The organism is Mesorhizobium carmichaelinearum, assembly GCF_900199455.1.
GTDB classification, from domain to species: Bacteria; Pseudomonadota; Alphaproteobacteria; order Rhizobiales; family Rhizobiaceae; genus Mesorhizobium; species Mesorhizobium carmichaelinearum.
On sequence record NZ_FZQR01000015.1, the window covers coordinates 39,819 to 64,595 of the forward strand.

The window sequence follows — 24,777 nt, forward strand, 5'->3', positions numbered from 1 at the left end:
GCGCGGGCTTGGCTCAGCCGTGAGGCTTGGCTGACAAGTCGCTCGCCGCGAGCGCTGTGGCGTGGTCATTCTCAGGCTGCTTGTCGTCGGGGCGAAGCGTGAACTCGACCAGCACCGGCAGATGGTCTGAGCCGGTATCCTCCAGCCGCGTCGAAGACAGGATGGTCAGCCCGCCCTTGCTGAACACCTGGTCGATCGGCAGGCCCGCATAGCGGCGCAGGACATCGGGCAGTGTCCGGTGGATCCAGGTCGGGCCGGCCGAGGGCATAAGTGTCAGCCCGCCAAGCGCTGCGACCCGCCGCACCGCAGCACTCCACGGCACGGCGTTGCAATCGCCGGCCATGATCGCGGTCTCGCCAAGTCCGGCCAATGTTTGCGCCAGTTCGCCGATCTGCCAGTATTGCTCCTTCGGCCATGGCCAACTCAAATGGATCGCGGCGACATCGACGCCGATCCCGCCGAAGTCGACGGTCGCGGTCGCCATCGCGCCACGCGGCTCGCAGCGCGGTGCGGTGCCTGCCATGAAGGGCCTGCGCGACAGTAAGGCCACCCCGAACATGCCGTTCGGATAGGGGCAGAGGATGCGGTAGGGGTAGGCGCTGGTGATGGTGCCAAGTTCGGTCGTCCACATCTCCGACACCTCATCGAGGGTGATCACGTCCGGGTTGGTGCGGCCGATCAGGGAAAGCACTTTCTTCGGTGTCGGGTTGTTGAAGCGCAGGTTCATCTGCAGCAGGCTGTACACAGCCTGATCGGCGGGCTTGGCGACCGCCGGCTGCGGCCAAAGCCTGGGCAGGGCGCTTGCCGTCGTGGCCAGGCAGGCGATGGCAAAGACCAGCCCCGCTGCCGCCTGCAGCCGAAACGAACTGGCGAGCAGCGGCAACGCCAGAAGCGCCATAAGCACGCTGAAGTGCATGCGGAAATGCGAGAAGGAATCGAAAGCCGGATGCAGCGTGCCGAAGAACCCGGCCAATAGCGCGGCCGACAATGCCGTCATCGCCAGGAATGCCAACCCAGCCGTCATATTCAAGCGCGCGCCTGTCATCATTGAGGTCGTGTCTGCCGAATGTCGCCTGACGATCCGTTCGATCTGCTTATCGGCCAAAATGCGGCCTGAGCAAGACGACGATTTGCCTCGCCGAGGCTTGGCGAGCGCCTACTGGAACGCTGTCTCCGAAAAGCTCCGGAGCTTGCGCGAATGCAGCCGCTCCATCGGCATCTCGGCCAGCTTCTCCATTGCCCTGATGCCGATGGTCAGGTGCTGCGCCACTTGGCGCTTGTAGAACTCGGTCGCCATGCCAGGCAGTTTCAACTCGCCATGCAGCGGCTTGTCGGAAACGCATAGCAGCGTGCCGTAGGGTACGCGGAAGCGGAAGCCATTGGCGGCGATCGTCGCCGATTCCATGTCGAGCGCGATGGCGCGGGACTGCGACAGGCGCTGAACCGGTCCGCGCTGGTCGCGCAGTTCCCAGTTGCGGTTGTCGATGGTGGCGACGGTGCCGGTCCGCATGATGCGCTTCAGATCGTAGCCGGACAGGCCGGTGACTTCGGCAACCGCTTCCTGCAGCGCGACCTGGATCTCGGCCAGCGGCGGGATCGGCACCCAGACCGGAAGATCGTCGTCCAGCACATGGTCCTCGCGCACATAGGCATGCGCCAGCACATAGTCGCCGAGCGCCTGGGTGTTGCGCAGCCCGGCGCAATGCCCAAGCATCACCCAGGCATGCGGCCTCAGCACGGCGATATGGTCGGTGATCGTCTTGGCGTTGGAAGGGCCAACACCGATGTTGACCATGGTGATGCCGCCATGGTTCGGCTTTTTCAGGTGATAGGCCGGCATCTGCGGCAGGCGCTGCGGTCCAACGCCTTCACTGGGCGTGTTTTGTCCGGCCTTGGTCACGACATTGCCCGGCTCGACGAATTCAACGTAACCGCCGCCGCCCTTCTCCATCAGGTCGCGGGCGCGGGCGACGAACTCGTCGATGTAGAACTGGTAGTTGGTGAACAGCACGAAGTTCTGGAAATGCTGTGGGCTGGTGGCGGTGTAATGGGTCATGCGGTGCAGCGAATAGTCGATGCGCTGCGCCGTGAACGGCGCCAGCGGCCTTGGTTCGCCGAAGGCCACTTCGAACGTGCCATTGGCGATCTGGTCGTCGGTGCCGTCGAGATCCGGCACGTCGAACAGGTCGCGGATCGGCCGCTTGATGCGCTCCGCGGCGGCCCCGTCGACGTAAGCTCCCTCCAGGAAGGCGAAATGCAGCGGAATGGGCGTGGTCGATTCTGAAACCGTGACCGCGACACCGTGGTTGCGCATGATCAGGCGCAGCTGTTCGATCAGGTACCGCTCGAACAGCCGCGGCTGCGTGATCGTGGTGGCGAAATGGCCGGGCGTCGGCATATGGCCATAGGCCTGGCGCGAGTCGACCTGGGTGAACGAACTCGTGGTGACGCCGATCTCGGGATAGAAGGCGCGGTAGCGTTTGCTGCTGTCGCCGCCGGCGGCAAGCGCCCCAAAGGAGTCACGCAGGAATTTGGTGTTGCGGTCGTAAAGCAGCTGCAGCGCCGCAACGGCTTTTTCGGCGCTGTTAAAGCTTTGCCGGCCAAAAGGCTCCGGCATGACGACTGATTCGATGGCTTGGGGATAGATTCGCTTTTCCATGTCTCAATATAGAGAGTTGGACGAGCGGTTGGGAGGGGTGTCGCAGTCGAAGGCGCCCAAAGCGCCATTTTTCTTTATCCGCGCTGCAGGCTGACCAGAAGAACGAAACCCACGCCTGAATTCCTCAGGGCCGGCGCCTCGATCGTCGAGCCGGCGTCGGCGCGCATCATCGGTACGGCCAGAACCGGCGCTGAAAGAGCCACCAGGACGAGCGCAGCCCGCGGCAGGAGCCGAAGGGTCTGGAGGGTATTGGCGGCGATACGGTTCATGGCTTTTTGCTTTTCTCTTTGGATCTGTGTCTTTGTCGCTTCAGCGGCGAAAATGGTTCACGCAATCGAATTGGCAGGAACTGGCTTGGTCCCAGGAGCGGGGGGAACGGCCCGCTTCAGCGACGAGGATGGCGAAGAACATTCCAAACAGGCTCATCAGCAGGCAGACGATGGTGAAGCGGCGAGCAAGCATTGGGTCGTGTCTCCTTCAACACGCGAGAGAATGCCGCAACGCCTCTGAACCGGCTCTGATGCCGGCGTTCATCTGCGGTTCAAATTGATTGACGGGATCCGACCGGGTCGCCGCGAGCCCGGATGGCCACTGCCAGCAGGGCAAGAGCATCAGGGTTCGACGTGCCGCTGAAACGAAAACGGGGCCCGCTGGGCCCCGTCGTCAGGTCACAAGGATATGGTCGATCAGAGCCTGTGCCAGGTCTGGCTCTTGCAGATCAGTCCGCCGAGCACGCATCCGCTCATCTTGAGCGAGGTGCCCGCCAATGTCGCCTTGCCCGAATAGGTCTTGTCGTTCGCCGGATCAGTGATGCTGCCGGCATATTTGTTGTCGCCGGTCGCTTTCAGCGAGCCGATGGTCTTGCCGGCATATTTTCCTGATTTGAGCGTGATGGAAAACGAGCCGCTGCCTGAAATGGCGGCGGTGTCGCCTGCTTGCGTCTTCCAGTTGCCCTCGATCGGATCGGCCCACGCCGCACCCGCCATGATCAATGTGGCTGCAAGAGCCAGGCTCACTTTTCGAAACATGTCTTGCTCCCTTTGGATAGCCGGCCGAATTCTCCGCCTCGCCGGTCTGCCGCTTACGCAAACGTAAGCTAATCCAGCTCCCGGCAAAACAAAAGCGGTGCCGCAACGGAAGACTTTGGGATTTTGAAAACGCCTGAATCCGCCTTGTCGCGGAGGAAATGAAAACGGCCGGCGCGTCGTGTTTGTTTCCCGTGGTTAGCGGAGTGTTGATTCCGCCCGCGAAAATTTTCGTCAAATTTGGCGCAAATCGGCTGAATTGCTGGCTTCGTATCCTTAACGAATTTCGGCGTTTACCTCTTGTTTTAGCTTTGTTTTCTTCAAATTAAGCACGCCATTTAACGGCGGATTCAAGCCTCACCGGCATTCTCGAAAGCATCGAAAGAGCGGCCCGGACAAGACAAACGGAGGCAGCTCTCGGGAGCCAGACAGGGGACTAGAATGGCACGTTTTGAAATGCTTGAAGCAGGTTTCGGCGCCATGGGGGCAACTGCCCAGGCCGACATTCTTTTCGAACTGGGCATGATGTATGCGACCGGCCGCGACTGCGAGACCGACGTGGTCGCCGCCCACAAATGGTTCAACATCGCCGCCATCAAGGGTTCGGCCCGCGCCGCGGAACTGCGCTCGGAACTGTCGGCGGCCATGTCGAAGGTCGAGATCGCCAAGGCGCTGCGCGAAGCCCGCGAATGGATGACCATGCACTGAGTTTCGGCAGACGGGGACGCTCCGGCCAAGACCGCTCGAAGACGGTCGGGCCAACAGGGATAAGGCTGCGCAGACAGCCAGGCCACAGGCCATCAACAACAAGAATGCGGCAGGCGGGATAGGCCAAGCTGCACGACGGACATGATCCCGAAAAATGGAATCCGGTTTCCGGACAAGATCATGGCAGGGAAGACAGGGAAGGCGACGTTGGGGTTCATGGCGCGGGGGCGCTGGGGAAACAGCCCGACAGGCAAAAAAGCCACGACCAGCCGGAACAAGGCTGGCGTGGCTTTTTTGCTTGAATGGCGCCTCGCAGGCCCAATCGAGTGGCGCCAATGCGCCTAGACAGGCCCAATGAAGGATGAAATTGTCCCGCCTCTCTGGAAGAAGCGCGGCCGGGGCGGCCGCGCGTGAGTGGAGGAGTTCTATTGCTATGAAAAAAATGAGTATTTTGAGCGCGGCCATTTTCGGCCTGATGATGAGTGCGCCGGTCGCATTCGCCGACGACATCACCGTTTCGGTGGTCGGCCCGATGACCGGACAGCTCGCCACCATCGGCGATCAGTTCAAGCAGGGCGCACAGGCCGCCGCCGATGCCATCAACGCCGCGGGCGGTGTCAACGGCTCGATGATCAAGCTCGACATCGAGGACGACCAGTGCGATCCCAAACAGGCCGTGTCGGTCGCCAACCGCATCGTCGCCAACGGCGTCAAGTTCATCGACGGCCATGCCTGCTCGGGCTCGAGCATTCCGGCCTCGGCCGTCTATGCCGAAGCCGGTTCGCTGATGATGAGCCCGGCGTCCTCGAACCCGGTGCTGACCGACGCGGCCGCCAAGGCCGGCTGGCCGACCATCATGCGGCTCTATACGCGTGACGACGCGCAGGGCGCCTTTATCGGCCCGTGGATCGCCAAGAAATATGCCGGCAAGAACGTCGTCATCCTGCACGACAAGAGCGCCTACGGTCAGGGCGTCGCTGATGCCGTCAGGGCAACCATGAACACTGGTGGCCTCAAGGAAGTCTACTATGACGCCATCAATCCTGGCGAGAAGGACTATTCGGCGCTTGTTACCAAGCTCAAGGATCTCAAGGCCGACGTCGTCTATTTCGGCGGCTACCATCCTGAAGCCGGTTTGATCCTGCGTCAGTCGGCCGAACAGAACCTGAAGTTCCAGTTGATCATGCCGGACTCGATCGCTTCGCCGGAATTCTGGCAGGTTGCCGGCCCGGCCGGCGAGGGCACGATGTTCGTCTTCCCGTCGGACCCGCAGGCAAAGCCGGAAGCCAAGGCCGCCGTCGAGAAGATCAAGGCCGGCGGTTTCGTGCCGGAAGGCTTCACGCTGTTCTCCTACGCCGTGGTCCAGGCTTTCGCTGAAGGCATCAAGCGCGCCGGCAGCGACGATCCGGCGAAGGTTGCCGAAGCGTTGAAGAACGGCACGCCGATCAGCACTGTCGTCGGCGACGTCACCTTCGACGAAAAGGGTGACCTCAAGAACGCCAGCTACGACATCAACCAGTGGCATGACGGCAAGTACGCGCCGATTGCGCAGTAATCGCCGACATCATCTAGCGGCATTGCAGCGCCGCGCGTTCTTCTGGACGCGCGGCGCTCTGATGCAGCGGCCTAATAGGTCACGGTAACGACAACGGTATCGGTATAGACGCCGGCCGAAGGTGTCGTTTGCGCGGGAACACGGCCGTAGATGGTGAGATTTTGCGCTGCACCGCCGCCGCTTCCCGCAACCGTACTGCCTGGCGTCGCTGCGTCGCCCCACACCTGGCTGCGTGCGTTATCCTTGTAGAGGCCGTAGGTTACGGTTTCCGCGCCCTTGGACATCTTGCGCGCGGTTGGGGCAGAACCAGTCGTTCCGTTGCTGAGCGACACTGTATAGGGCGTGCCCGGGGTGCAGGTGATGGAAACCCCGCCAGTCGCATCGACATTGGCGCCCAGAATGCCGTTTGATCCGAAATCGATGTTCTGGATTGCCAGCAGACAATTGGCCGGAACGATCGCGTTGATCGTGAATGTGGGTCTGTCGACGGAGCCTGCACTGGTGCTGCAATCGTTGCTGAGAGTGGCTCGATAGCGGAACTCGACGTGGCTCCCGGAAAATGTGGAGAGATAGGTCGACGGCACCGCGGTCGCCTGTCCACCCAATACGGCGCCATAGATCGTCTGGCTGGCCGAACCGCTGCCGAGCGCGTTCAGCGTCAGCGCAAAGCCCGGCGCCGTCGGCGGATATGGCCATGCATAGGAGCCCCACACCACCGAGCGCGTGGAATCCGAATAGAGCTGGTAGTCGAGATGATTGGCGCCGTTCAGCATTTGACGAGCAGAAGCCGTCGCGCCGCCGCTGCCCGTACCCAGATTTGGACAGATGAGGATGCGCTGCAACAACAATCCGGAGCAGTTTACGCTGAACGTGGCTGTTGAATTGCCTGGTGAACCGGAAAGCGTGTCGACCGACCCGAAATTCATCGCCGATACGCCAAAGCTACAGCTTTGGGCCCAGGCACCGGTCGGCAAGAGCAGGGCGGCCAACAGCATAGCGAAACGCAGCATTGTTCGTCCTCGCCTCAAGAACAGATGACCTGCTTTATGACCACCTGTTGGCCGGGTACCGCTCGATAGGCGAATTCAGCTCGACACGAGCTGCCATCCGGCAATTCAATGGCCACGGCATTTTGTCGGTGGAGGGTGCGGATATAGGCCTCGCCGTCATAGCCGATCACGAATTCCTCGTCGGCGCCCTCGACACGGCCCTTGGCGCCAACCGCGATCGGCGTGCCTTTGCTGTCGACCAGGGAGACAAGCGCCGCATCGGCAGCCTTTGAGACGCCGAAATCCAGGACGACGCCACTTCGACCAGCCGGCACGACGATTTTGCGTGTCTCCGGCACATCGGCATCGACCGGCAAGTTCCTTGGATCAATGGAAATGGTATTGTCTTCGTAGGAATTCAGATCGGGAACCAGGATCTTTCCCTGCCGGTTGCTGACGCCGACCCGCCTGTTCTGGTGCTGGACTTCAACGCCAGCAACACCGACGTCGACAACCGCGAACGCATCGTTGATGTGGTTGGTGGCAAAAACGCCTCCGCCGGCGACGGCGATTGCCCCATCGACCTCTGCGGTTCCGCGAACGCTCTTGTCGAATTGCTGGATGCCGGCCTCTACGCGCGCCCATGGTGAACGGTAGCTGACGGCCGCAGACCGGTTGGGTGTGCCGCCCTCGGACGTCCTGGCACGCCAGCCTATGCTGCCGTTCTCCAGCCGTTCGGACTTGGCGATGTCGGCGACCACCGACACGCCGTCGGGGCCGCCTGCGACCCCGGTTGAGGCGGTGACATCACGGCCGAGCGGCACGGAGATGCCCGCAAACACGCCAAAGCTGTTTTTGTCGTCAAGGTCGGTGAAGGCGGTGGCATAGAAGCTGCTGCCCTTGAACACTGTCTGGCTGTACGAAACGCCGACGATCTGGCTGCTCTCTCCCTCGGCGCTCTTAAGGTGCGCGTAGGAGAGGTTGAGGTTTGAAAAATCAAGCGGCATCGGCACGCTCAGCGTTACCTGGTCGAGCGCGCGAGGAACGCCGGCTGCGAAGATCGGGAACTCGTTCGGACCCGGTACAGCATTGATCTCGGCGGTGACCGATGCAATGTCCTCGTAGTCCCCCAACGCGCGCTGCATGCGGCCATAGAGCGACCACCCATCGTAGCTCAGCTCAAGCGAGGCGTTGACGAGCGCGCCCGTCTGGCCATTGTGACGACTGCCGGCCGCAGCAATGGAGGCTGCGCCGAAATAGCTGAGCGGAAAGGCTATGCCGGCGCCGCCATCCACAAGATCTTCGCCGCCTTCGACGTGGCCTTCCAGTGTCAGCCGGTTGGTCAGCCCATAGCGCGCGCTTGCCGAGCCATAGATGCCGCCGTCATAATCATACGATTCGACACCGAAATTGCGCCGCGGAGAGCCGACCTCGGCGGAGAAGTCGAGCAGGCCCCGTTTCAGAAGCATGCTGGAATTGTAGAATGGCAACGTCACGGTGGTTTCGCGGCCGAGGCTGTCGCGCAGGACAATCTGGGCTTGGCCAGCTCCGGTGAATATTGGCAGGTTTGTCACCTGAAACGGCCCGGCCGGGACGTCGCTGGTATAGGTCCGCACATTCTGCGTATAGACTTCGAGCGTGGAGGGGACAGCAGCTGTTCCCGAGAAGCTCGGAAGCGGCAAGGTGACGAGATCGGAACGCAAGGAAAAATTGCGCTGGACCTGAAAGCCGCCGAGATACACAGGCCTTGTCCATGCCAGCCCACCCGAGACGAAGTCACCCGCCTTGTAGGTCAGCAACCGCTCGGGATCGGAATAACTCCAGGTCGTGTTCAGCCGGGTGAAGCCGTCAAGTTCGCCGTCGGACAGGCTAGCGATAAAGCCTTGGCTCAACGCTCCGTAAGGGCTGAAAAGCCGCGCATCGAAACCGCCTGAGACGCCACTAAAGAGCTGCAAGGTAGGATCCTTCAGATCGTTGATGCTGGCGAACAGGGAGTAGTTCAGCACGCCGCCGAAGCCGGATTGCGGCTCGAGCCTGTCCTGCTTACCCTGCGGAGCGATGTCGATGACGTGGGCGGAGCGTGCCGCATTGGTGGCCGTCACATAGAGACGTTGGGTCGCTTCATCGATACGATAGGAGACGTCAGGGAGCCGATCGACCCGCACTAGGTGATCGGCACCCATCGCACTTTCGAGAGGTTGCAGCCCAACCTGCTGCAATTCGTCTGGCGTCGAAGCCAGGCCGCCATCCGACAGCTGCCTGAAAGCGCCGATCAACCCGGTCGAGACATCGTTGACGAAGACTTCCAGATACAGATCGCGGCCGTCGGCTGGAGCCGCCGCGGAACCCGTTGCCGCGGGGGCCGGCAACACATCTTGTGCTTTGACCTGCATGGTGGAAAATGCGGCCACGACAGCGGCGATCGCGACCCTAATGGCCCTTGATCGAAACGTTGGCATCGAACGGTCCAAAATCGCTCTGAGCCGACAGCGAAACCGCTCCGCCCGAAAGCGTCTTCCCCGCGATCGGCCATTGCATGGTCGCACCGCCGAGCACATAGCCGACAAGACCGTTGCGGTTGCCGAGTTTTCGCCCGCTCTGCGTCAGCGTCAAATCGTACAATCTCAAGCGACTTTCGCCGGTGTTTTTTGCTGTCAGAAGCAGCCTGCGCCCCTTGCCGGAGAGGCTCCAGGAAACATTTGGAGCAGCCGCGTCGGGATTGCGAAAGAACACCGGAACCGAATAGCGCAGGACCAGACTGACGGTACCGGCCCTCTTTCTCGACGGATCAGGAAGTTCGTCGATGATCACGCGATAGCTTTCCTCGCCAGCAACGGCTGATTTCGATGCCCGCACAACCCGCACCAGATAGTCGGCGCCGGGGCCAAGCTTCGCAGCCGGGGGACTGGCAACAACATCACTGGTCGGCTCGAGCCGTTCGATGCCGCCCTCTTGAGTCCAGCGAAACACTCTTATCTGCACGTTGATGGGCTGTTTCGCCTCGTTGCGCAGGGTCAAGACCGCCGCGCTGTCCGGCGCGATCATCTCGATGCTGGTCGGCGCCACCCGAAGCGACGCTGCTTGCGCCAAACCGGCCGCGAGGAGCAAAAACGCGATCGCGCTAATGCTTTTGAGCATGGAACGCATAGCGTCCTCCGTGTTTGAAAGCAGCTTAGTAGGTGACGGTGATCGCAACCGTGTCCGTGTAGACACCCGCACCAGGCGTTGTTTGCGGCGGCACGCGGCCATAAACCGTAAGTGGTTGCGCGGCGCCATTGCCGGTGCCTGCCACTGTGTCGGTGCCTATGGTGGTGCCCCATAGCTGGGCTCGCGCCACGTCGCGATAAAGCGAGTAGTTGACGACCGCGGCTGCCGGGCCGGTCATCTTGCGGACGGCGATCGTTGCCCCAGCGCCAACACCGGCGCTCAGGCCGACATTGTAGGGCGTACTGTTGGTGCATTGCACCGAAATGGTGCTGGTCTGATCGACATTGGCGTCAATGACACCATTCGTGCCGAAATCCATATCGGTCGCGGTCTGAACCTTGCACTCCGCCTGAATGGTGATCCGGACTGTCATATTGCCGGTGGCGGTCGCTCCTTGTGCGGGACTGAACCACTGCAGTGTCAACGCGGTGGTCAAAGCGAGCGCTTTGATGGAAGTCTTCATGGGTTTTCCTCGAAAAAGGCCCGCGTAAGGAAATCCGCCCGATCCCGTTAGCGCAAACCCATCATTTGCAGATATCAAACCCAGAGTAGGTATAGGCTATAAATAAACCTAAAGCAAATTTCAGGCCAGCGGATTGTAAAACGGTCTTTAAGTAAAATATTATATACCCGTTTTTCTACCTGATTGACCCTGAATCAGCCAAGAGAGAGATTGAAAATATCGACATATAAAAAGGGGATGCGTTTTATATTTTATCGCGATTGAGCGCTGCCGGCGGCCATCTCGTCGCGCCGCTTTCATTTTGGCAGGGCGCTTCCAATGCGCCTTGGGATGTCGCGATAGAGCTCGTCATTGTCCTGAGCCTGTCCACCCCGATAGGAGTGGGATGGGACTCTATCCTTCCTAGGCATGATCATTTCCGAAAACCGGATCCCGTTTTCGGGATCGAGCCCTACACGTTCTGCCCCTCGACGAACCGCACCAGCACCGTCCCGTCAGAGACCTGCGCACCTTCCACGGCGATCTCGGCAACCACCCCGTCATGGGGGGCGGCGATGGTGTGCTCCATCTTCATTGCCTCGAGGATCAGCAGCGCTTGTCCCTTGATCACCGCGTCGCCCTTCGCCACGCGCACAAGCTTGACTAGGCCCGGCATCGGCGCGCGCAGACTGCCGGAGGCGGCAGCCGCGTCATCGCTCCGTGCCAACGGGTCCGGTACCGCGAATGTATAGCCGACGGCGCCTTCGAACACCGTGATGTGGCCTGGCCAGCGGGCGAGGCAGGGAACGGCGCGAAAATCATGTGCATTGGCGCTGTCATAGGGCGCACCTAGCGCCACCTGGAAGCGCCCGTCCGGCCGCACCGAAACCTTTGCCAAAATATCGGCCTCGCCGAACTTCAGTCGCATGCGCCGCGCCACGCCGTGGAAATGCGCGTAGCCGGAAAGCGAAGACCATGGCTCGTTCGATGGCGGCAAAGCTTCTGCGCCGGAGGCGGCAAGGGCGGCAGCCGCGACGATTTCGCCGGTCGGCGGTGCGACCTCGGTCAGGGCCGCCTGATGTCTGCCGATCAGGCCGGTGTCGACGTCACCAGCGCAAAAGTCCGGATCGCCGGCAAGCGCGGCAAGAAAGGCGGTGTTGACGGTGGAGCCGGCAATTTCTGTTTGTGACAGCGCCACACCGAGGGCTTCCAGCGCTGACTGCCTGTCCTTTGCATGGACCACCAGCTTCGCGATCATCGGATCGTAATAGGGCGAGATGGCATCGCCGGCCCGTACGCCGGTCTCGATGCGCATCGCGGCACCATCGGGTGCAGCCTCGGGAAACTTCAAATGATGCAGCGTGCCCGTCGCCGGCAGGAATCCCTTTGCCGCGTCCTCCGCATAGATGCGCGCCTCGAAGGCATGGCCGGCCAGCACGATCTCGCTCTGCGTCTTCGGCAGCTTTTCGCCGCTGGCGACCCGCAACTGCCACTCGACCAGGTCGGTGCCGGTGACCATTTCGGTGACCGGATGCTCGACCTGCAGGCGGGTGTTCATTTCCATGAACCAAAAGCGGTCGGCCTGGAGGCCTTGCGAGGCATCGACGATGAATTCGATGGTGCCGGCGCCGGAATAGTTGATCGCCTTGGCGGCCTTCACCGCCGCTTCCGTCATCGCCTTGCGCAGCGCCGGCGTCATGCCGGGGGCGGGCGCCTCCTCGATCACCTTCTGGTGGCGGCGCTGCGCCGAGCAGTCGCGCTCATAGAGATGCACGGCATCGCCGAAATTATCGCCGAACACCTGCACCTCGATATGCCGCGGCTTATCGACATATTTTTCGACCAGCACGCGGTCGTCGCCGAAAGCAGCCTTCGCCTCGCGCCGGGCACTGGACAGCGCCTCGGAGAAATCATCGGGATGCTCGACGCGCCGCATGCCCTTGCCGCCGCCGCCGGCGCGCGCCTTGATCAGCACGGGATAACCGATCTCGCGTGCTTTGGACGCAAGCAGGACGATCTCCTGCGCCTCGCCATGGTAACCCGGCACCACCGGCACGCCGGCCTTTTCCATCAGCCGCTTGGCGGCGTCCTTGAGCCCCATGGCGCGGATCGAGGCCGCCGACGGGCCAATGAAGGTGAGCCCGGCCGCCACAACCTGGTCGACGAAATCGGGATTTTCCGAGAGGAAGCCGTAACCGGGATGGATGGCCTGTGCTCCCGTCGAAAGCGCCGCCGCGACAATCTTGTCACCGCGCAAATAGCTCTCGCCGACAGGCGAGGGGCCGATATGAACAGCCTCGTCGGCCATCTCGACATGCAGCGATTTCGCGTCGGCATCCGAATAGACCGCGACGGTGCGCACGCCGAGCTTGCGGGCCGTGCGGACGACACGGCAAGCGATCTCGCCCCGATTGGCGATCAGGATTTTGCTAAACATGGAGCCTCCCGGGTCTGTCTCGGGCGGCGCCATTCGGGTAGGCGCCGGCCTACTTCGAAGCGGCGATCTCGCAGGGGCCGCCGTTCGTCACCTTGTAGTGCGCGCGCGTGGCCACGCAGGATTTCATCGCAGCCGCCTCGGCGACCTTCTGCGACGGCGCATTCAGGCGTGAGCCGCATATGATGTAGAGTGACGTCACTCTGGTATATGGCGTGGTGGCGTAGGCGGAATGGCCACCGGCCGCGACATAGGCCTTGTAGGCCTTGTTGCATGGCGACTTCGCATCTCTGGTCAACGCCGGCGGGAACCGCTTGTCTCCCTCGCTGCCTGCCAGCGAGCCGGCGGTGCCGACACTGGGAATGGCCACTATCAGCAAGCCCGCGAATATCGAGGTGACTACTCGTTTGGATTTCATTCTGCTTTCCCCATTCGGAAAAAAGTCTCGGCTGGTTGCCTACTTCGATGCCGAGATCGCGCAGCCGCCGCTTGCGGTCTTGACCTTCCACTTCGACAGGCCGGCCTGGCAGCCGCGCAGCGCCATTTCTTCCGCTGCCTTCTGGGACGGCGCGTTGAGCTTCGTGCCGCAGATGATGTAGAGGTCGACAACGCGCGAATAAAAGGTCGTGGCGTAGGCCGAATGACCGCCCGCCGCGACATAGGCCTTGTAGGCAACGTTGCATTCGCCCGAGCCTAGAGTCGGCGGAAAACGCACGTCTCCCTTGCTGCCTGAAAGCGACCCCGCTTGGCTGTACCCTGTTGTCGAGAATATTAGAGGGATGGAAATTATCGAAGCGGCAGCTATCTGGCAATATTTCAGTTTCATTTCCACCCTGTCCCCATTGATCTGAGCGGGATGAGCAGTAGCGAATGTTTTGCCTCGCCGCTAGTTCGTTGGCGCGGATTCGAGTTTGCCTATGCTGATGAATCGGTTGGTCCATACAGTTCAGCCTTCCCTAAGCGCAGCAACGGTTCGCTGGTATAGTTGCGCCGTTTGCTCGTCGAAGCAGCAGAAGATGACGGTTTCGGGCATGTTTTTCTCTTCGACGACCATGCTGACCGTGCCGACGGCGATCTTGGTCGCCTCATCTTTCGGGTAGCGGTAGACACCGGTCGAGATCGCCGGAAACGCCACCGAACGGCAATTGTTGGCGGCCGCGAGCTCCAGCGACCTGCGATAGCAGGAGGCCAGCAGTTCGGCTTCGCCCTTGCCGCCGCCTTGCCAGACTGGTCCGACCGTGTGGATGATGTGCCGAGCCGGCAGTTTATAACCCTTGGTGATCTTGGCGTCGCCGACCTTGCATCCGTTCAGCATCCGGCATTCGAACTCGAGTTCGCGGCCCGCCGCGCGATGGATGGCGCCATCGACCCCGCCGCCACCGAGCAGCGACGAATTGGCGGCATTGACGATGGCGTCGACATCCAGCTTCGTGATGTCGCCGATGTGGATGCGGAGCCTGTCCAGCGCCTTGCTCATCTCACATCCTGAACACGCCGAAGCGCGTGTCCTCGATTTCGGCGTTGAGCGCCGCGGAAAGGCTGAGCGCCAGCACCTCGCGCGTCTTCGCCGGATCGATGATGCCGTCGTCCCAGAGGCGGGCGGACGAGTAGAGCGGATGGCCCTCATGCTCGTATTTCATCAGGATCGGCTTCTTGAATTTCGCCTCCTCCTCCGCGCTCCACTCCCCGCCCTTGCGCTCGATGCCTTCGCGCTTGACCATGGCAAGCACGGTTGCCGCCTGCTCGCCGCCCATCACCGAGATGCGGGCGTTCGGCCACATCCACAGGAAGCGCGGGGAATAGGCGCGGCCGCACATGCCGTAATTGCCGGCGCCGAACGAACCGCCGATGATGACGGTCACCTTCGGCACCCTGGCGGTGGCAACCGCCATCACCAGCTTGGCGCCGTCCTTGGCAATGCCGCCGGCCTCGTATTTCCGGCCAACCATGAAGCCGGTGATGTTCTGCAGGAAGACCAGTGGGATCCTGCGCTGGCAGCACAATTCGATGAAGTGCGCGCCCTTCAGCGCGCTTTCGGAAAACAGCACACCATTATTGGCGATGATGCCGACCGGCATGCCGTGGAGATGGGCAAAGCCGGTAATCAGCGTTGTGCCGTAGTTCTGCTTGAACTCGTCGAATTCGGACCCGTCGACAAGGCGCGCGATCACCTCGCGCACATCATAAGGCTGGCGCAGATCGGTCGGCACGACGCCATAGAGTTCGTCCGCCGGATGAAGTGGCGGAATCGATCTCTGTAAGTTCAGACTTACGGTCTTGTTCCGATTCAGGTTTTTGACGATGCGACGGCAGATGGCGAGCGCATGTTCGTCGTCCATCGCGTAATGGTCGGCGACGCCGGAAAGCCGCGTATGCACGTCCGCGCCACCCAGATCCTCGGCACTGACATCTTCACCGGTGGCCGCCTTCACCAGCGGCGGTCCGCCGAGGAAGATGGTCGCCTGGTTGCGCACCATGATCGTCTCGTCCGACATCGCCGGCACATAGGCGCCGCCAGCCGTGCAGGACCCCATGACGCAGGCGATCTGCGGGATGCCGGCGGCTGACATGTTGGCCTGGTTGTAGAAGATGCGGCCGAAATGCTCGCGGTCGGGAAACACCTCGTCCTGGTTGGGCAGGTTGGCGCCGCCGCTGTCGACCAGATAGATGCAAGGCAGATTGTTCTGCAGCGCGATCTCCTGCGCGCGCAGGTGCTTTTTCACCGTCAGCGGGTAGTAGGTGCCGCCTTTCACCGTGGCGTCGTTGACGACGACCATAACTTCGGTGCCCTCGACACGGCCGACGCCGGCGATCATGCCGGCCGAGGAAATCTCCTCGCCATACATCGACCACGCTGCGAACTGTCCAATTTCGAGGAACGGCGAGCCGGTGTCGAGCAATTGCGCGAGCCGTTCGCGCGGCAACAGCTTGCCGCGCGAGATGTGGCGCTCGCGCGCCTCCTCCGAGCCGCCGCGTTCGACAGTGGCGGCTTTTTCGGCGATGTCGGCGACCAGTGCGCGCATGCGCTCGGCATTGGCGCGAAAGGTGTCGGAGGAAGGCGAGATCTGAGAGGTGAGGGTGGTCATTGACGAACCTTTGGTGATATCATATTTTAGTATCACTTTGGGCTCTCGCCCTAACCCGAGAGGAGCTGACTATCATGGTATTCGATTTGGCGAGGGCGAAAAGTCATGAAAGCCGCGCATCGGCAGACGCTGGACAAGATATTTGCGAATCCGGTCAGTGCTTCGATCAAATGGCGAGATGTCGAGGCATTGTTGATAGCTGAGGTCTCGGAAGGCAGCGGCTCGCGGGTCCGGTTCACTATTTCCGGCCAGACCCTGTTCCTGCACCGACCCCATCCATCGCCTGACACGAAGCGATGGGCGGTCAGGGACATCAGAGAATTTTTGACGAACGTTGGACTACGGCCATGAAACTTTACAAAGGGTATGCTGGGTCGATCGAATTCGACGACGAGGACATGGTGTTCCACGGTCGCGTGCTTGGCATTCGCGACATCGTTACCTTCGAAGCTGAGACCGCTGAGGAGTTGGTGAGGTCGTTCCACGACAGCGTTGATGACTATCTTGCTTTTTGCAAGGAGCACGGCACGGAACCGCAGAAGCCTTACTCCGGCAAGCTCGCTCTGCGCACCACACCGGAAATCCACGCCTTGCTGGGCAAGGCGGCCGCCAGCGACGGCAAGTCCATCAACCAGTGGGTATCTGACACGCTCGCCGAAGCTGCCCGAAAGCGGGTCGATGAAAGCTCGACGAAGGTCACCACCCGCGCGCACTAAACCCCCTCCGCCATGATCTCGCGGCCGATCAGCCAGCGCCGGATTTCGCTGGTGCCGGCGCCGATCTCGTAGAGCTTGGCGTCGCGCAGCAACCGCCCGGTCGGATAGTCGTTGATATAGCCATTGCCGCCCAGCAGCTGGAGGGCGTCGAGCGCCATCTGCGTCGCCTTTTCGGCGGCAAACAAAACGCAGCCGGCGGCGTCCTTGCGTGTCGTCTGGCCGCGATCGCAGGCGGCGGCAACTGCATAGACATAGGCGCGTGCGGCGTTCATCACCGTGTACATGTCGGCCAGCTTGCCTTGCACCAGCTGGAATTCGCCGATCGGCTGGCCGAACTGCTTGCGCTCGTGCACGTAGGGGATCGCCACGTCGAGGCACGCCGCCATCAGGCCGATCGGGCCGCCGGCAAGCACCGTGCGCTCATAGTCGAGGCCCGACATCAGCACTTCGACGCCACGTCCTTCCTCGTGCAGCACATTGTCGAACGGCACTTCGACATCCGAAAAAACCAACTCCCCGGTGTTGGAGCCGCGCATGCCGAGCTTGTCGAGTTTCTGCGCCACGGAAAATCCCGTCATCGCCTTCTCGACGATGAAGGCGGTGATGCCGCGCGATTTTCGCTCCGGATCGGTCTTGGCATAGACGACCAGCGTATCGGCGTCCGGCCCGTTGGTGATCCACATCTTGGTGCCGTTGAGCACATAGCGGTCATTGCGCTTTTCGGCGCGCAGTTTGAGCGAGACGACATCCGAGCCGGCGCCGGATTCCGACATCGCCAGCGCGCCGACACGCTCGCCCGAACACAGCGGCGGCAGGAACCTTTCCTTCTGCGCCGGCGTCGCCCAGCGGTTGATCTGGTTGACGCAAAGATTGGAATGGGCGCCGTAGGAGAGGCCGACTGAAGCCGAGGCGCGGGAAATCTCTTCCACCGCAATTACATGAGCAAGGTAGCCCATGCCGCTGCCGCCGAAATCGGGATCGGCGGTGATGCCGAGCAGGCCGAGTTCTCCGAGCTCGCGCCACAGATGCGCCGGAAATTCGTTCTGGCGATCTATGTCGCCGGCGATCGGCGCGATCCTGTCCTGGGCGAAGCGCCGCACCAGGTCTCGCAACGCCTCGATGTCCTCGTTATGCCCGAAGCTGAGCGTGTTCGTGTACATGGCGTTCCTCCTGCCGCATGACCCCGAAAATCGACTTCGATTTTCGGAAAGGATCATGCGCAAAATTCAAGTGCTACAGCGTCCTTTGCACGTCCGAGGGGCGTGCGGCGCTGTAGGTATCCATCCTCGCGCCAACCAGGCGCATTGTCATTGAAAGATATGTCGCCGTTACTTCAGGGACCGACAGCCGCTCGCCCGGACGGAACCAGACGATGACGCCGGTCATCATCTGGATCAGCGCCATGGCCGTCAGGCCGGTGTCCTCGATGCTGAAGGCGCCGGCGTCGGCGCCTTCGCGCAGGATGATGCGAAGTTCCTTTTCGTAGGCCGTGCGCATGCGCAGGATCTGTGTCAGCCTGTCGGGCGACAGGCTGCGCAATTCCATGTTCGACACATGCGTGGCGTGCCGGCGCTCGATGTGGAAAGCGATGTGGTTGCGCACATAGGCCGCAAGCTGCTCCACCGGATCGGCGCTGGTTGGCCTGATATGTTCCCAGGCCTCGCGAAGCCCTTCCATGTGCTCGCGCATCAGGGTGAACAGCAGGTCTTCCTTGGTTGGGAAATAGCGGTAGAGCGCGGCCGCCTGCACGCCGACCTCGGCGGCCAGCTGGCGCATCGACATCGCCTCGTAGCCATAGCGTGCGATAAGGTTGACCGCCGCTTCGCGGACTGCCGCTTCGGTTCGCTCGCCGTCGGATCCTGTGGTGCGCGCCATGATCGCCTCGTCAATGCGAAGATAATAAAACGAACGTTCAATTAATTCAAGAGAGTCCGATGAATTCAAGACGCACATGCGCCTATGCGACGATCCTGAAGTCTCCAGGCGTGGTCCAGGTCTCGAACTCCTCCACGTCGACCCGTGAGACCGAAGCGCCCGCCGGGCCTTGCCAGAGCCGTTCGATCATGGCCGAAACCGCCGCGTCGGCGCCGGCAAGCCATGCCGTCACCGAGCCGTCTCTTTCGTTGCGCACCCAGCCCACCAGCCCAAGCCCGGCCGCTTCGCCTCTCGCCCAGATCCTGTAACCGACGCCTTGCACCCTGCCGTATATGCGGGCCTGCACTGCCCTTTTCCGATCGTTCATGGCGCGCTCCCTTGCATAGAGTCTGGCGCAAGATCGATCGAAGGCAACTGGCTTTAAGGGGAGTCTATCGAATATGAGCCGAGGCTTGTTCGCAAGATGAATGACTTGATCCAATAAATAGTTGACTTGGTCAACTTTCCGGTATGATCTGCCGACGTGGAATCTCATGGAAGGCGCCTGACATGCCAACCGACCGGAATACCTTGGTCCGCGACCTCAGGGGCTTCAACCGGTTCTATACCGGTCTGATCGGGCTGCTCGACGAAACCTTGACGCACAGCGCCTATACGCTGACCGAGGCGCGGGTGCTGTTCGAACTGGGCCGTCGACCCGGCCATATTGCCGCCGACTCCGGCAGCAAGGCAGGCTTTTTGGCGCGGGCGTTTCAGATCGATTTCGGACCGGCAGCGTCCGACATTGCCCGAGAACTCCAGTTGGAGCCGGCCTATGTCACGAGAATCCTTCGGAAATTCTCTGCCGCCGGTCTAGTCGAAACGCGCGCCGGCCCCGATCCTCTCCGCCGGCGTGTTCTCTCACTCACCGCACGCGGTCACGCCGCGCTTGCCGCACTTCAGTCGGCCGCAGATCGCGATCTCACCCGCCTGGCCGCAAACCTAGACGACGAGGAAGTCGCTGAGTTGTCGGCTATGCTGACACGCGTCAGGCATCTGCTAGGCGAAGCGCCGGCATCCGAGCGCGGCGAAATCACCTAGTTCCCTCGCGCCGCCGCCAGCGCGCCGGGCAGTTCCTCGGCAAAAATGTCCAGTTCATGGTCGAGGCCGACGCTGACGCGGATGCAGCGGTCGAGCCCTGGTGCCATCGGCTTGCGGATGAACACATCGCGCGACAGCAGCCCCTGCAGCACTTTCAGTGCGAAGGCTCCGTCATGGCCACAATCGATGGTGACGAAATTGGTCGCCGAGGCCAGCGGCTGCAACCCGTTCTGCTCGGCGATCGCCGCGATGCGCCGGCGCCCGGCAGCCACCCGCGCCACCACCGTTTCGAGATAGGCCTGGTCGGCGAGCGCCTCGACGCCGGCGATCTGCGCCATGCGGCTGACGCCGTAATGGTTGCGGATTTTCTCGAAGTCGCGGATCACCTGGGCCTCCGCAATCGCATAGCCGCAGCGCATGCCGGCAAGCCCATAAGCCTTCGAAAAGGTTCGCATGCGGATGACATTCGGTCGCGAGATATCGATCGGCGGCAGGGCCGAGGCCGGCCCCAATTCGCCATAGGCCTCGTCGAGCACCAGCATGGTGGTCTGCGGCAACGCTTCGATGAAGCGGATCACCTCGTCCGCTTCCCACCAGCTTCCCACCAGCTTCCCATCGGATTGTCCGGATTGGACAGATAGACCAGCGGTGCCTTCTCCTTGACGACCGCCGCGAGCAGGCCGTCCAGGCTTTCGTGGTCGTTCACGTAAGGAACGGCCACCAGCCGCCCGCCAACGCCGGCAACATGGAAGTTGAAGGTCGGATAGGCGCCGAGCGAAGTGACCACCGCATCGCCAGGCGCCACATACATGCGCGCCACCAGGCTGAGCAGGCCGTCTATGCCTTCTCCGACAACGACGTTCTCGACCGCCACGTCGTGATGCGCGGCAGCCGCGACCTTCAGCTCGAAATTGTCGGGATCGCAATACATCCACATGTCGCGGGCGATCTCGGCCATGCGGGCGATGACGCGCGGCGAAGGGCCAAAACTGCTCTCATTGGCACCGATGCGGGCACGGAAGGCCCGTCCGCGCTCACGCTCCTGCGCTTCCGGGCCGACAAACGGCACGGTCGAGGGAAGCGCTGCGACGAGGGGCGTGAGGGGAGGGCGCTGGTGCATGGCAGAGGCTCGCTTGGAAAGGGAGTTTCTTGCTAGCGTGGCGACAAGGTGGGCGCAAGCTTGCGGAGTGTGCAGAAGGCTGGATTCCTTCGTCGCTTTTTGCTAGCAAGATTCAATGAACAACCGTCTGCCACCCGCCTGGGCAAAACACCTCAAGTCTGGTCCCGCGCCGAAGCCGCGCTTGCCTCAAGCAAATCCGATAGTAGCAAAACCACTCGAGCGCGCGGCCAATGACGCGCGTGCGCGGGCTGATGACCAATTGCTGGTGCAGGCGTATGAACATCAACAGGCCAAGCGGCTGGCCGAGGCCCAGGACTTATGCCTCGAGGTGCTGACGCGCACGCCGAATCATCCGCTGGCTCTCTACATCATGGGCACCGTTTATCTGGGCTACGACGACGAAGCGGCTTTGCGCTATTTCGGACGTGCGATCGCTGAGGAGCCTAGAAATCCCTACTACCATCTTAGCCTCGGCGAGGCCTATGGGAAGCTGAGTGAATTTTCAGTTGCCGTAAATCATATCCAGTACGCCTTGGAAGTGCGGCCCGACCTTATAGAAGCCCTGTGTGCCTTGGGGGGTGTTTATACCCAGTATGACAAACCCGACCTGGCCTTGCCGCTTTATGAGAAGGCACTGAAGATTAACCGTAATCACCCCAAGGCGCGGATCGGCATGGCAGCTGCGCTCACTGGTCTTGGGCGCATGGACGAGGCCGGCGTCTTTCTTAAAGAGGCGATCGAACGCCGCGTCGACGTAGGGGCGGCCTATTACGACCTTGTGCAGACCCGAAAATTCACCGAGGAGCCGGCCGAACTCCAGCCGATCCTGCGCGAGTTGGAGAGTCCGGGAATTAAGCCGGAGACGAAAGCGAAACTCAACTACGCCGCCGGTAAGGTGGAAAACGACCTCAAGCGCTATGCGGAAGCCTTCGACCATTTCAAGAAGGCGAAGCAGGCCGAAGGCTATAGATTCGACATAGACCAGTACCGCCGCTTCATTGACGCATCGATCGAGACCTTCACGGCGGACTTCTTTGCAGAAAGGTCCGGCTACGGCAATCCTTCGGAAGCCCCTGTGTTCGTGGTCGGGATGCCGCGCTCCGGCACAACGCTTACCGAACAGATATGCGCCAGTCATCCGGAGGTCCATGGCGCCGGAGAGCTCAGAAAACTGAGTCGGGTAGCCAACGCGATCGGTCTGCAATCCTCGGCTTCCGATTTGAAAAAGCCGGTCATGACGGTCACTGAAAGCTTGTCCAGGACGTTGGCCGAAGAGCATCTTTCCTATCTGCGGGAGCGCGCTCCAACCGCACAGCGCATCGTCGACAAGATGCCGCACAATTTCGAATTGATCGGCCTCCTCACCCTGCTCTTTCCCAATGCCCGCATCATTCACTGCCGCCGCGATGCCATCGACAATTGCGTGTCGTGCTTTGTCCTGCCTTTCAGTTCGGCACACAGCTACAATACAGACCTGCGGACACTCGGCCTCTACTATCGGGAATATGACCGCCTGATGCGCTACTGGAGCGAGGTTTTCCCGGGTCGTATCTTTGAAAATCGCTATGAGACACTTGTAGAGGATCAAGAGGCACAATCGCGCCGGCTCATCGATTATCTCGGGCTTCCCTGGGATGACGCGTGCCTTCGTTTCTTCGATAGGGAAGGGGCGGTCACCACGCCCAGCCGCTGGCAGGTCCGTCAGCCGATCTACAAATCGTCCATGAAGCGCTGGAAGAATTACGAAAGTGAGATCCAGCCTTTGATTGAAGCGTTGGGCGACCTCGCCGACGTTTGACCGATAGTTTCACAGGCCAAGGCATGTCAAAGAGCTAAGCGCAGAAGCGAATCTGAAAGATCGCGACGCGCTTCGGCGCTTGGTAGAATCGCCAATGCGACGCCAGTGCGCCGCAGTCATCCTTCGGGCTGGACCCGGCTTGATCCGAGGATCCTTGCCGTGACCTGAGAGCGCCGCCGCAGTGCAGAACTTGCTCCACCGCACTCCTCGGCAAAAGCCATGCATGGACCCTTGGGGCCTCGCTCTGCTTCGTGTTGCCCCGCCGCAGGATGACGAAGCAGTGGGCTTCAGCCATTGCGAACATTTGCGGTGATTCATCCAAACGAACTGTGGCTGACGACATGTCTGCGACCTGGCAAGTGACACCGCGATTTCGGCTGCCGAATGCAGCACTGCGCACCTTGGCTATCGCTGATGCATGTCGCCCAAAGTGCGCAGCGCCATTGGAACAACGGTATGCATCAACACAAAAAAGAAAAACCCGGCGGTCGCCCGCCGGGTTTTCGATTTCGACTTGCCGAAATCTATTAGAACGAGCGCTGGAAGCGGAGGATGCCGCCGACGCTGTTCTTCTTGTCGGCGTTGGTCCAGTTGCGATCGTCAACATCTCCGAACTTACCGTCGTGAGCATAGTCAACTTCGGCCGTAACCGTGAGGCCGGGAACGACGTCATAGGCGATGTTCGCCGCGACGCCATAGTTCTTGTCCCCGTCAACTGACGCCTGGAGGTTGAACGAGGTTTTCTCGTTGAACTTGTAGGTGCCGCCGCCCCACACTGCCCAGTGGCCGCCCCACTGCTTGTAGAAGTTGCGGTCGATATTCTTGTCGGAACCCCAGCCGCCAATGATGAACAGCGACAGTTCGCTGGTCGCATTGACGTCCAAGCGGACCTTGCCTGCGTACTCATCCCAGGTGCTGTCATAAGCGGCGACGCCACTGATGGCCCCCCAGCCCTGCGTATACTTCACGCCGCCGACGACGTCCGGTACGTAGCTGTCGATCGAATCATTGCCCGAATTGCTGGCCTGGTAAATTCCGTGCGAAGCGCTGGCGCTACCCGAGCCTTCTTCCAAAGAAACCACAGCCGACAGGCCGTTGCCGGCATCGAAGTAGTACTGCACGACGTTGGTGTCGAAGCCGCCGTAAGGGACCAAAGTGTCGTTGATGACGTTGCCGGCGTAGCCGATGAACGTATTGAAGGCCGATTCATCCTTACCGACGCGGAGACCACCGAGCTGGATCCAGGCGAAGTTCAGCGTGATGCCCTTGTTTTCAGCATAATTGTCGCTGCTGTAGTTGTTGTGGTTGCCGAAGTTGATGCGGGTCTCGGTATAGGTCTTCAAGGTGCCGAGTTCGGTTTCCTGGCCGGTCCAGGTCTTCAGTGTGAAGCGGGTGTTCTTGAACCAGGTGCTCTGGTCTTTGCCGGACCGCTGATCCTCCGTCTTGGCACCGTCGAACGAGCCGACGTCACCGAGGCCAATGTCGTAACGGACATAGCCGCCGATGCGCAGGCAGGTTTCGGTGCCGGGGATGTAGAAGTAGCCAGCGCCGTAGACGTCGCAAATCTTGACGTATTCAGCGGGTTCCGGCTCGGCGACGACGACGGCGTCGGCGGCGCGCGCACCGGAAACTGCGATCAGGGCCGCAGCGGAGCCGAGAAGAAGGCTCTTGATGTTCATTTTCTGACCTCCAGTCAGAATCGAGATCGGAGGTCAGCGAAAAGCAGATCGGATGGCCGTTTCCCGTTTTATATCAGATAGATAGCGTCATGGGCCATCAGTGGGGCTCAATTCGCCAAAATCGTTTGCTCGCAAAAGCCTTGCCCGATCCGGTCTTGAAATACCGCTCGAGCTGCCGTGCATTGGCCTCGGTTTCGACGGCGATATACGTCTTCAAGGCGACAGGCAGATAAGCCTTGGTCGAAGTCACATAGCCCGACTGATGTGATTCGAACCGGCGTCGAAGGTCGTTTGTCGACCCGACATAGATGTCACCATTATGGAGCTGCAGGAAATAAACGTACCACATAGTCCCCCTACGCTACTTCGTAGCTTCGGGCGACACCCCACGCCCAAATGCGGCT

Annotated in this window: 25 protein-coding genes and 1 pseudogene; 6 read left to right on the top strand and 20 right to left on the bottom strand. The window is 61.2% G+C overall.

The window, feature by feature from the left end; all coding sequences use genetic code 11:
* Positions 1-13: 13 nt before the first annotated feature.
* From CKW40_RS28600 to CKW40_RS28615, 5 genes are all read right to left on the bottom strand, one after another.
* Complete coding sequence (locus CKW40_RS28600; protein WP_244571325.1) at positions 14-1,024, bottom strand: endonuclease/exonuclease/phosphatase family protein; 1,011 nt, start codon at positions 1,022-1,024, stop codon at positions 14-16.
* 132 nt (positions 1,025-1,156) lie between these two features.
* Positions 1,157-2,617, bottom strand: coding sequence for an AMP nucleosidase (locus tag CKW40_RS28605; protein ID WP_244571322.1), 1,461 nt, complete (start codon positions 2,615-2,617; stop codon positions 1,157-1,159).
* 116 nt (positions 2,618-2,733) lie between these two features.
* Positions 2,734-2,928: a hypothetical protein gene (locus CKW40_RS28610; RefSeq protein WP_095203188.1), complete on the bottom strand. Its 195-nt coding sequence runs from the start codon at positions 2,926-2,928 to the stop codon at positions 2,734-2,736.
* Positions 2,929-2,968: 40 nt separating this feature from the next.
* Positions 2,969-3,121, bottom strand: a complete 153-nt coding sequence (locus tag CKW40_RS43930) for a hypothetical protein (RefSeq protein WP_179298143.1) — start codon at positions 3,119-3,121, stop codon at positions 2,969-2,971.
* Positions 3,122-3,345: 224 nt separating this feature from the next.
* Complete coding sequence (locus CKW40_RS28615) at positions 3,346-3,687, bottom strand: DUF2147 domain-containing protein (RefSeq protein ID WP_095203189.1); 342 nt, start codon at positions 3,685-3,687, stop codon at positions 3,346-3,348.
* Positions 3,688-4,125: 438 nt separating this feature from the next.
* Between CKW40_RS28615 and CKW40_RS28620 the strand changes: the two genes are divergently transcribed.
* On the top strand, positions 4,126-4,392 hold the full coding sequence (locus CKW40_RS28620) for an SEL1-like repeat protein (protein ID WP_010915070.1): 267 nt from the start codon (positions 4,126-4,128) through the stop codon (positions 4,390-4,392).
* A 433-nt stretch (positions 4,393-4,825) separates the two neighbouring features.
* Positions 4,826-5,947: a branched-chain amino acid ABC transporter substrate-binding protein gene (locus CKW40_RS28630; RefSeq protein WP_095203191.1), complete on the top strand. Its 1,122-nt coding sequence runs from the start codon at positions 4,826-4,828 to the stop codon at positions 5,945-5,947.
* A 71-nt stretch (positions 5,948-6,018) separates the two neighbouring features.
* Here the strand turns inward: CKW40_RS28630 and CKW40_RS28635 are convergent, their stop codons facing one another.
* The 9 genes from CKW40_RS28635 to CKW40_RS28675 form a co-directional block, all read right to left on the bottom strand.
* On the bottom strand, positions 6,019-6,957 hold the full coding sequence (locus CKW40_RS28635) for a Csu type fimbrial protein (RefSeq protein WP_095203192.1): 939 nt from the start codon (positions 6,955-6,957) through the stop codon (positions 6,019-6,021).
* Between the two features lie 14 nt (positions 6,958-6,971).
* A complete protein-coding gene (locus CKW40_RS28640) occupies positions 6,972-9,395 on the bottom strand; it encodes a fimbria/pilus outer membrane usher protein (RefSeq protein ID WP_095203193.1) in 2,424 nt (807 codons plus the stop codon).
* On the bottom strand, positions 9,367-10,083 hold the full coding sequence (locus tag CKW40_RS28645) for a fimbrial biogenesis chaperone (RefSeq protein ID WP_179298144.1): 717 nt from the start codon (positions 10,081-10,083) through the stop codon (positions 9,367-9,369). Before CKW40_RS28645 ends, CKW40_RS28640 begins: the two co-directional genes overlap by 29 nt.
* A gap of 25 nt (positions 10,084-10,108) precedes the next feature.
* Positions 10,109-10,606 carry a Csu type fimbrial protein gene (locus CKW40_RS28650; protein WP_095203195.1) on the bottom strand — a complete coding sequence of 166 codons (498 nt, stop codon included), beginning with the start codon at positions 10,604-10,606 and terminating at the stop codon, positions 10,109-10,111.
* 451 nt (positions 10,607-11,057) lie between these two features.
* Positions 11,058-13,022, bottom strand: coding sequence for an acetyl/propionyl/methylcrotonyl-CoA carboxylase subunit alpha (locus CKW40_RS28655; RefSeq protein ID WP_095203273.1), 1,965 nt, complete (start codon positions 13,020-13,022; stop codon positions 11,058-11,060).
* A gap of 49 nt (positions 13,023-13,071) precedes the next feature.
* A complete protein-coding gene (locus CKW40_RS28660; RefSeq protein WP_179298145.1) occupies positions 13,072-13,437 on the bottom strand; it encodes a hypothetical protein in 366 nt (121 codons plus the stop codon).
* 39 nt (positions 13,438-13,476) lie between these two features.
* The gene (locus CKW40_RS28665; protein WP_342202944.1) at positions 13,477-13,734 is read right to left on the bottom strand and encodes a hypothetical protein; all 258 of its coding nucleotides are present in this window, start codon (positions 13,732-13,734) and stop codon (positions 13,477-13,479) included.
* A gap of 231 nt (positions 13,735-13,965) precedes the next feature.
* The gene (locus CKW40_RS28670) at positions 13,966-14,496 is read right to left on the bottom strand and encodes an O-acetyl-ADP-ribose deacetylase (RefSeq protein ID WP_095203197.1); all 531 of its coding nucleotides are present in this window, start codon (positions 14,494-14,496) and stop codon (positions 13,966-13,968) included.
* Position 14,497: 1 nt separating this feature from the next.
* A complete protein-coding gene (locus CKW40_RS28675) occupies positions 14,498-16,105 on the bottom strand; it encodes a carboxyl transferase domain-containing protein (RefSeq protein WP_095203198.1) in 1,608 nt (535 codons plus the stop codon).
* Between the two features lie 105 nt (positions 16,106-16,210).
* Between CKW40_RS28675 and CKW40_RS28680 the strand changes: the two genes are divergently transcribed.
* Both CKW40_RS28680 and CKW40_RS28685 read left to right on the top strand, forming a co-directional pair.
* Positions 16,211-16,456 carry a type II toxin-antitoxin system HicA family toxin gene (locus tag CKW40_RS28680; protein WP_095203199.1) on the top strand — a complete coding sequence of 82 codons (246 nt, stop codon included), beginning with the start codon at positions 16,211-16,213 and terminating at the stop codon, positions 16,454-16,456.
* The gene (locus CKW40_RS28685) at positions 16,453-16,821 is read left to right on the top strand and encodes a type II toxin-antitoxin system HicB family antitoxin (RefSeq protein WP_095203200.1); all 369 of its coding nucleotides are present in this window, start codon (positions 16,453-16,455) and stop codon (positions 16,819-16,821) included. The genes CKW40_RS28680 and CKW40_RS28685 overlap by 4 nt, the downstream gene beginning before the upstream one ends.
* Here CKW40_RS28685 and CKW40_RS28690 read toward each other — a convergent pair.
* The 3 genes from CKW40_RS28690 to CKW40_RS28700 all read right to left on the bottom strand — a co-directional run bounded on the left by CKW40_RS28690 (position 16,818) and on the right by CKW40_RS28700 (position 19,063).
* Positions 16,818-17,981, bottom strand: coding sequence for an isovaleryl-CoA dehydrogenase (locus CKW40_RS28690; RefSeq protein ID WP_095203201.1), 1,164 nt, complete (start codon positions 17,979-17,981; stop codon positions 16,818-16,820). The two genes, CKW40_RS28685 and CKW40_RS28690, sit on opposite strands and share 4 nt — an antisense overlap.
* 73 nt (positions 17,982-18,054) lie before the next feature.
* The gene (locus CKW40_RS28695; RefSeq protein WP_095203202.1) at positions 18,055-18,696 is read right to left on the bottom strand and encodes a TetR/AcrR family transcriptional regulator; all 642 of its coding nucleotides are present in this window, start codon (positions 18,694-18,696) and stop codon (positions 18,055-18,057) included.
* 82 nt (positions 18,697-18,778) lie between these two features.
* A complete protein-coding gene (locus CKW40_RS28700) occupies positions 18,779-19,063 on the bottom strand; it encodes an acylphosphatase (RefSeq protein WP_095203203.1) in 285 nt (94 codons plus the stop codon).
* A gap of 182 nt (positions 19,064-19,245) precedes the next feature.
* On the opposite strand from CKW40_RS28700, the gene CKW40_RS28705 reads away from it, so the two are divergent.
* A complete protein-coding gene (locus CKW40_RS28705; RefSeq protein ID WP_095203204.1) occupies positions 19,246-19,776 on the top strand; it encodes a MarR family winged helix-turn-helix transcriptional regulator in 531 nt (176 codons plus the stop codon).
* On the opposite strand, the pseudogene CKW40_RS28710 reads toward CKW40_RS28705, so the two are convergent.
* A pseudogene (locus CKW40_RS28710) lies at positions 19,773-20,896 on the bottom strand (pyridoxal phosphate-dependent aminotransferase). The gene CKW40_RS28705 and the pseudogene CKW40_RS28710 overlap by 4 nt on opposite strands.
* 115 nt (positions 20,897-21,011) lie before the next feature.
* On the opposite strand from CKW40_RS28710, the gene CKW40_RS28715 reads away from it, so the two are divergent.
* Positions 21,012-22,694, top strand: a complete 1,683-nt coding sequence (locus CKW40_RS28715; protein WP_095203205.1) for a tetratricopeptide repeat-containing sulfotransferase family protein — start codon at positions 21,012-21,014, stop codon at positions 22,692-22,694.
* Between the two features lie 527 nt (positions 22,695-23,221).
* Here CKW40_RS28715 and CKW40_RS28725 read toward each other — a convergent pair.
* Both CKW40_RS28725 and CKW40_RS28730 read right to left on the bottom strand, forming a co-directional pair.
* Complete coding sequence (locus tag CKW40_RS28725) at positions 23,222-24,373, bottom strand: porin (RefSeq protein WP_095203207.1); 1,152 nt, start codon at positions 24,371-24,373, stop codon at positions 23,222-23,224.
* A 97-nt stretch (positions 24,374-24,470) separates the two neighbouring features.
* Entirely contained in the window at positions 24,471-24,722 is a 252-nt protein-coding gene (locus CKW40_RS28730; RefSeq protein WP_095203208.1) for a GIY-YIG nuclease family protein, read from the bottom strand.
* Between the last annotated feature and the right edge of the window lie 55 nt (positions 24,723-24,777).

Excerpts from the sequence above, each read along its gene's own strand:
- CKW40_RS28600 (WP_244571325.1), bottom strand. The coding sequence starts at position 1,024 with ATGACGGCTGGGTTGGCATTCCTGGCGATGACGGCATTGTCGGCCGCG.
- CKW40_RS28605 (WP_244571322.1), bottom strand. The coding sequence starts at position 2,617 with ATGCCGGAGCCTTTTGGCCGGCAAAGCTTTAACAGCGCCGAAAAAGCC.
- CKW40_RS28610 (WP_095203188.1), bottom strand. The coding sequence starts at position 2,928 with ATGAACCGTATCGCCGCCAATACCCTCCAGACCCTTCGGCTCCTGCCG.
- CKW40_RS43930 (WP_179298143.1), bottom strand. The coding sequence starts at position 3,121 with ATGCTTGCTCGCCGCTTCACCATCGTCTGCCTGCTGATGAGCCTGTTT.
- CKW40_RS28615 (WP_095203189.1), bottom strand. The coding sequence starts at position 3,687 with ATGTTTCGAAAAGTGAGCCTGGCTCTTGCAGCCACATTGATCATGGCG.
- CKW40_RS28620 (WP_010915070.1), top strand. The coding sequence starts at position 4,126 with ATGGCACGTTTTGAAATGCTTGAAGCAGGTTTCGGCGCCATGGGGGCA.
- CKW40_RS28630 (WP_095203191.1), top strand. The coding sequence starts at position 4,826 with ATGAAAAAAATGAGTATTTTGAGCGCGGCCATTTTCGGCCTGATGATG.
- CKW40_RS28635 (WP_095203192.1), bottom strand. The coding sequence starts at position 6,957 with ATGCTGCGTTTCGCTATGCTGTTGGCCGCCCTGCTCTTGCCGACCGGT.
- CKW40_RS28640 (WP_095203193.1), bottom strand. The coding sequence starts at position 9,395 with ATGCCAACGTTTCGATCAAGGGCCATTAGGGTCGCGATCGCCGCTGTC.
- CKW40_RS28645 (WP_179298144.1), bottom strand. The coding sequence starts at position 10,083 with ATGCGTTCCATGCTCAAAAGCATTAGCGCGATCGCGTTTTTGCTCCTC.
- CKW40_RS28650 (WP_095203195.1), bottom strand. The coding sequence starts at position 10,606 with ATGAAGACTTCCATCAAAGCGCTCGCTTTGACCACCGCGTTGACACTG.
- CKW40_RS28655 (WP_095203273.1), bottom strand. The coding sequence starts at position 13,022 with ATGTTTAGCAAAATCCTGATCGCCAATCGGGGCGAGATCGCTTGCCGT.
- CKW40_RS28660 (WP_179298145.1), bottom strand. The coding sequence starts at position 13,437 with ATGAAATCCAAACGAGTAGTCACCTCGATATTCGCGGGCTTGCTGATA.
- CKW40_RS28670 (WP_095203197.1), bottom strand. The coding sequence starts at position 14,496 with ATGAGCAAGGCGCTGGACAGGCTCCGCATCCACATCGGCGACATCACG.
- CKW40_RS28675 (WP_095203198.1), bottom strand. The coding sequence starts at position 16,105 with ATGACCACCCTCACCTCTCAGATCTCGCCTTCCTCCGACACCTTTCGC.
- CKW40_RS28680 (WP_095203199.1), top strand. The coding sequence starts at position 16,211 with ATGAAAGCCGCGCATCGGCAGACGCTGGACAAGATATTTGCGAATCCG.
- CKW40_RS28685 (WP_095203200.1), top strand. The coding sequence starts at position 16,453 with ATGAAACTTTACAAAGGGTATGCTGGGTCGATCGAATTCGACGACGAG.
- CKW40_RS28690 (WP_095203201.1), bottom strand. The coding sequence starts at position 17,981 with ATGTACACGAACACGCTCAGCTTCGGGCATAACGAGGACATCGAGGCG.
- CKW40_RS28695 (WP_095203202.1), bottom strand. The coding sequence starts at position 18,696 with ATGGCGCGCACCACAGGATCCGACGGCGAGCGAACCGAAGCGGCAGTC.
- CKW40_RS28700 (WP_095203203.1), bottom strand. The coding sequence starts at position 19,063 with ATGAACGATCGGAAAAGGGCAGTGCAGGCCCGCATATACGGCAGGGTG.
- CKW40_RS28705 (WP_095203204.1), top strand. The coding sequence starts at position 19,246 with ATGCCAACCGACCGGAATACCTTGGTCCGCGACCTCAGGGGCTTCAAC.
- CKW40_RS28715 (WP_095203205.1), top strand. The coding sequence starts at position 21,012 with ATGAACAACCGTCTGCCACCCGCCTGGGCAAAACACCTCAAGTCTGGT.
- CKW40_RS28725 (WP_095203207.1), bottom strand. The coding sequence starts at position 24,373 with ATGAACATCAAGAGCCTTCTTCTCGGCTCCGCTGCGGCCCTGATCGCA.
- CKW40_RS28730 (WP_095203208.1), bottom strand. The coding sequence starts at position 24,722 with ATGTGGTACGTTTATTTCCTGCAGCTCCATAATGGTGACATCTATGTC.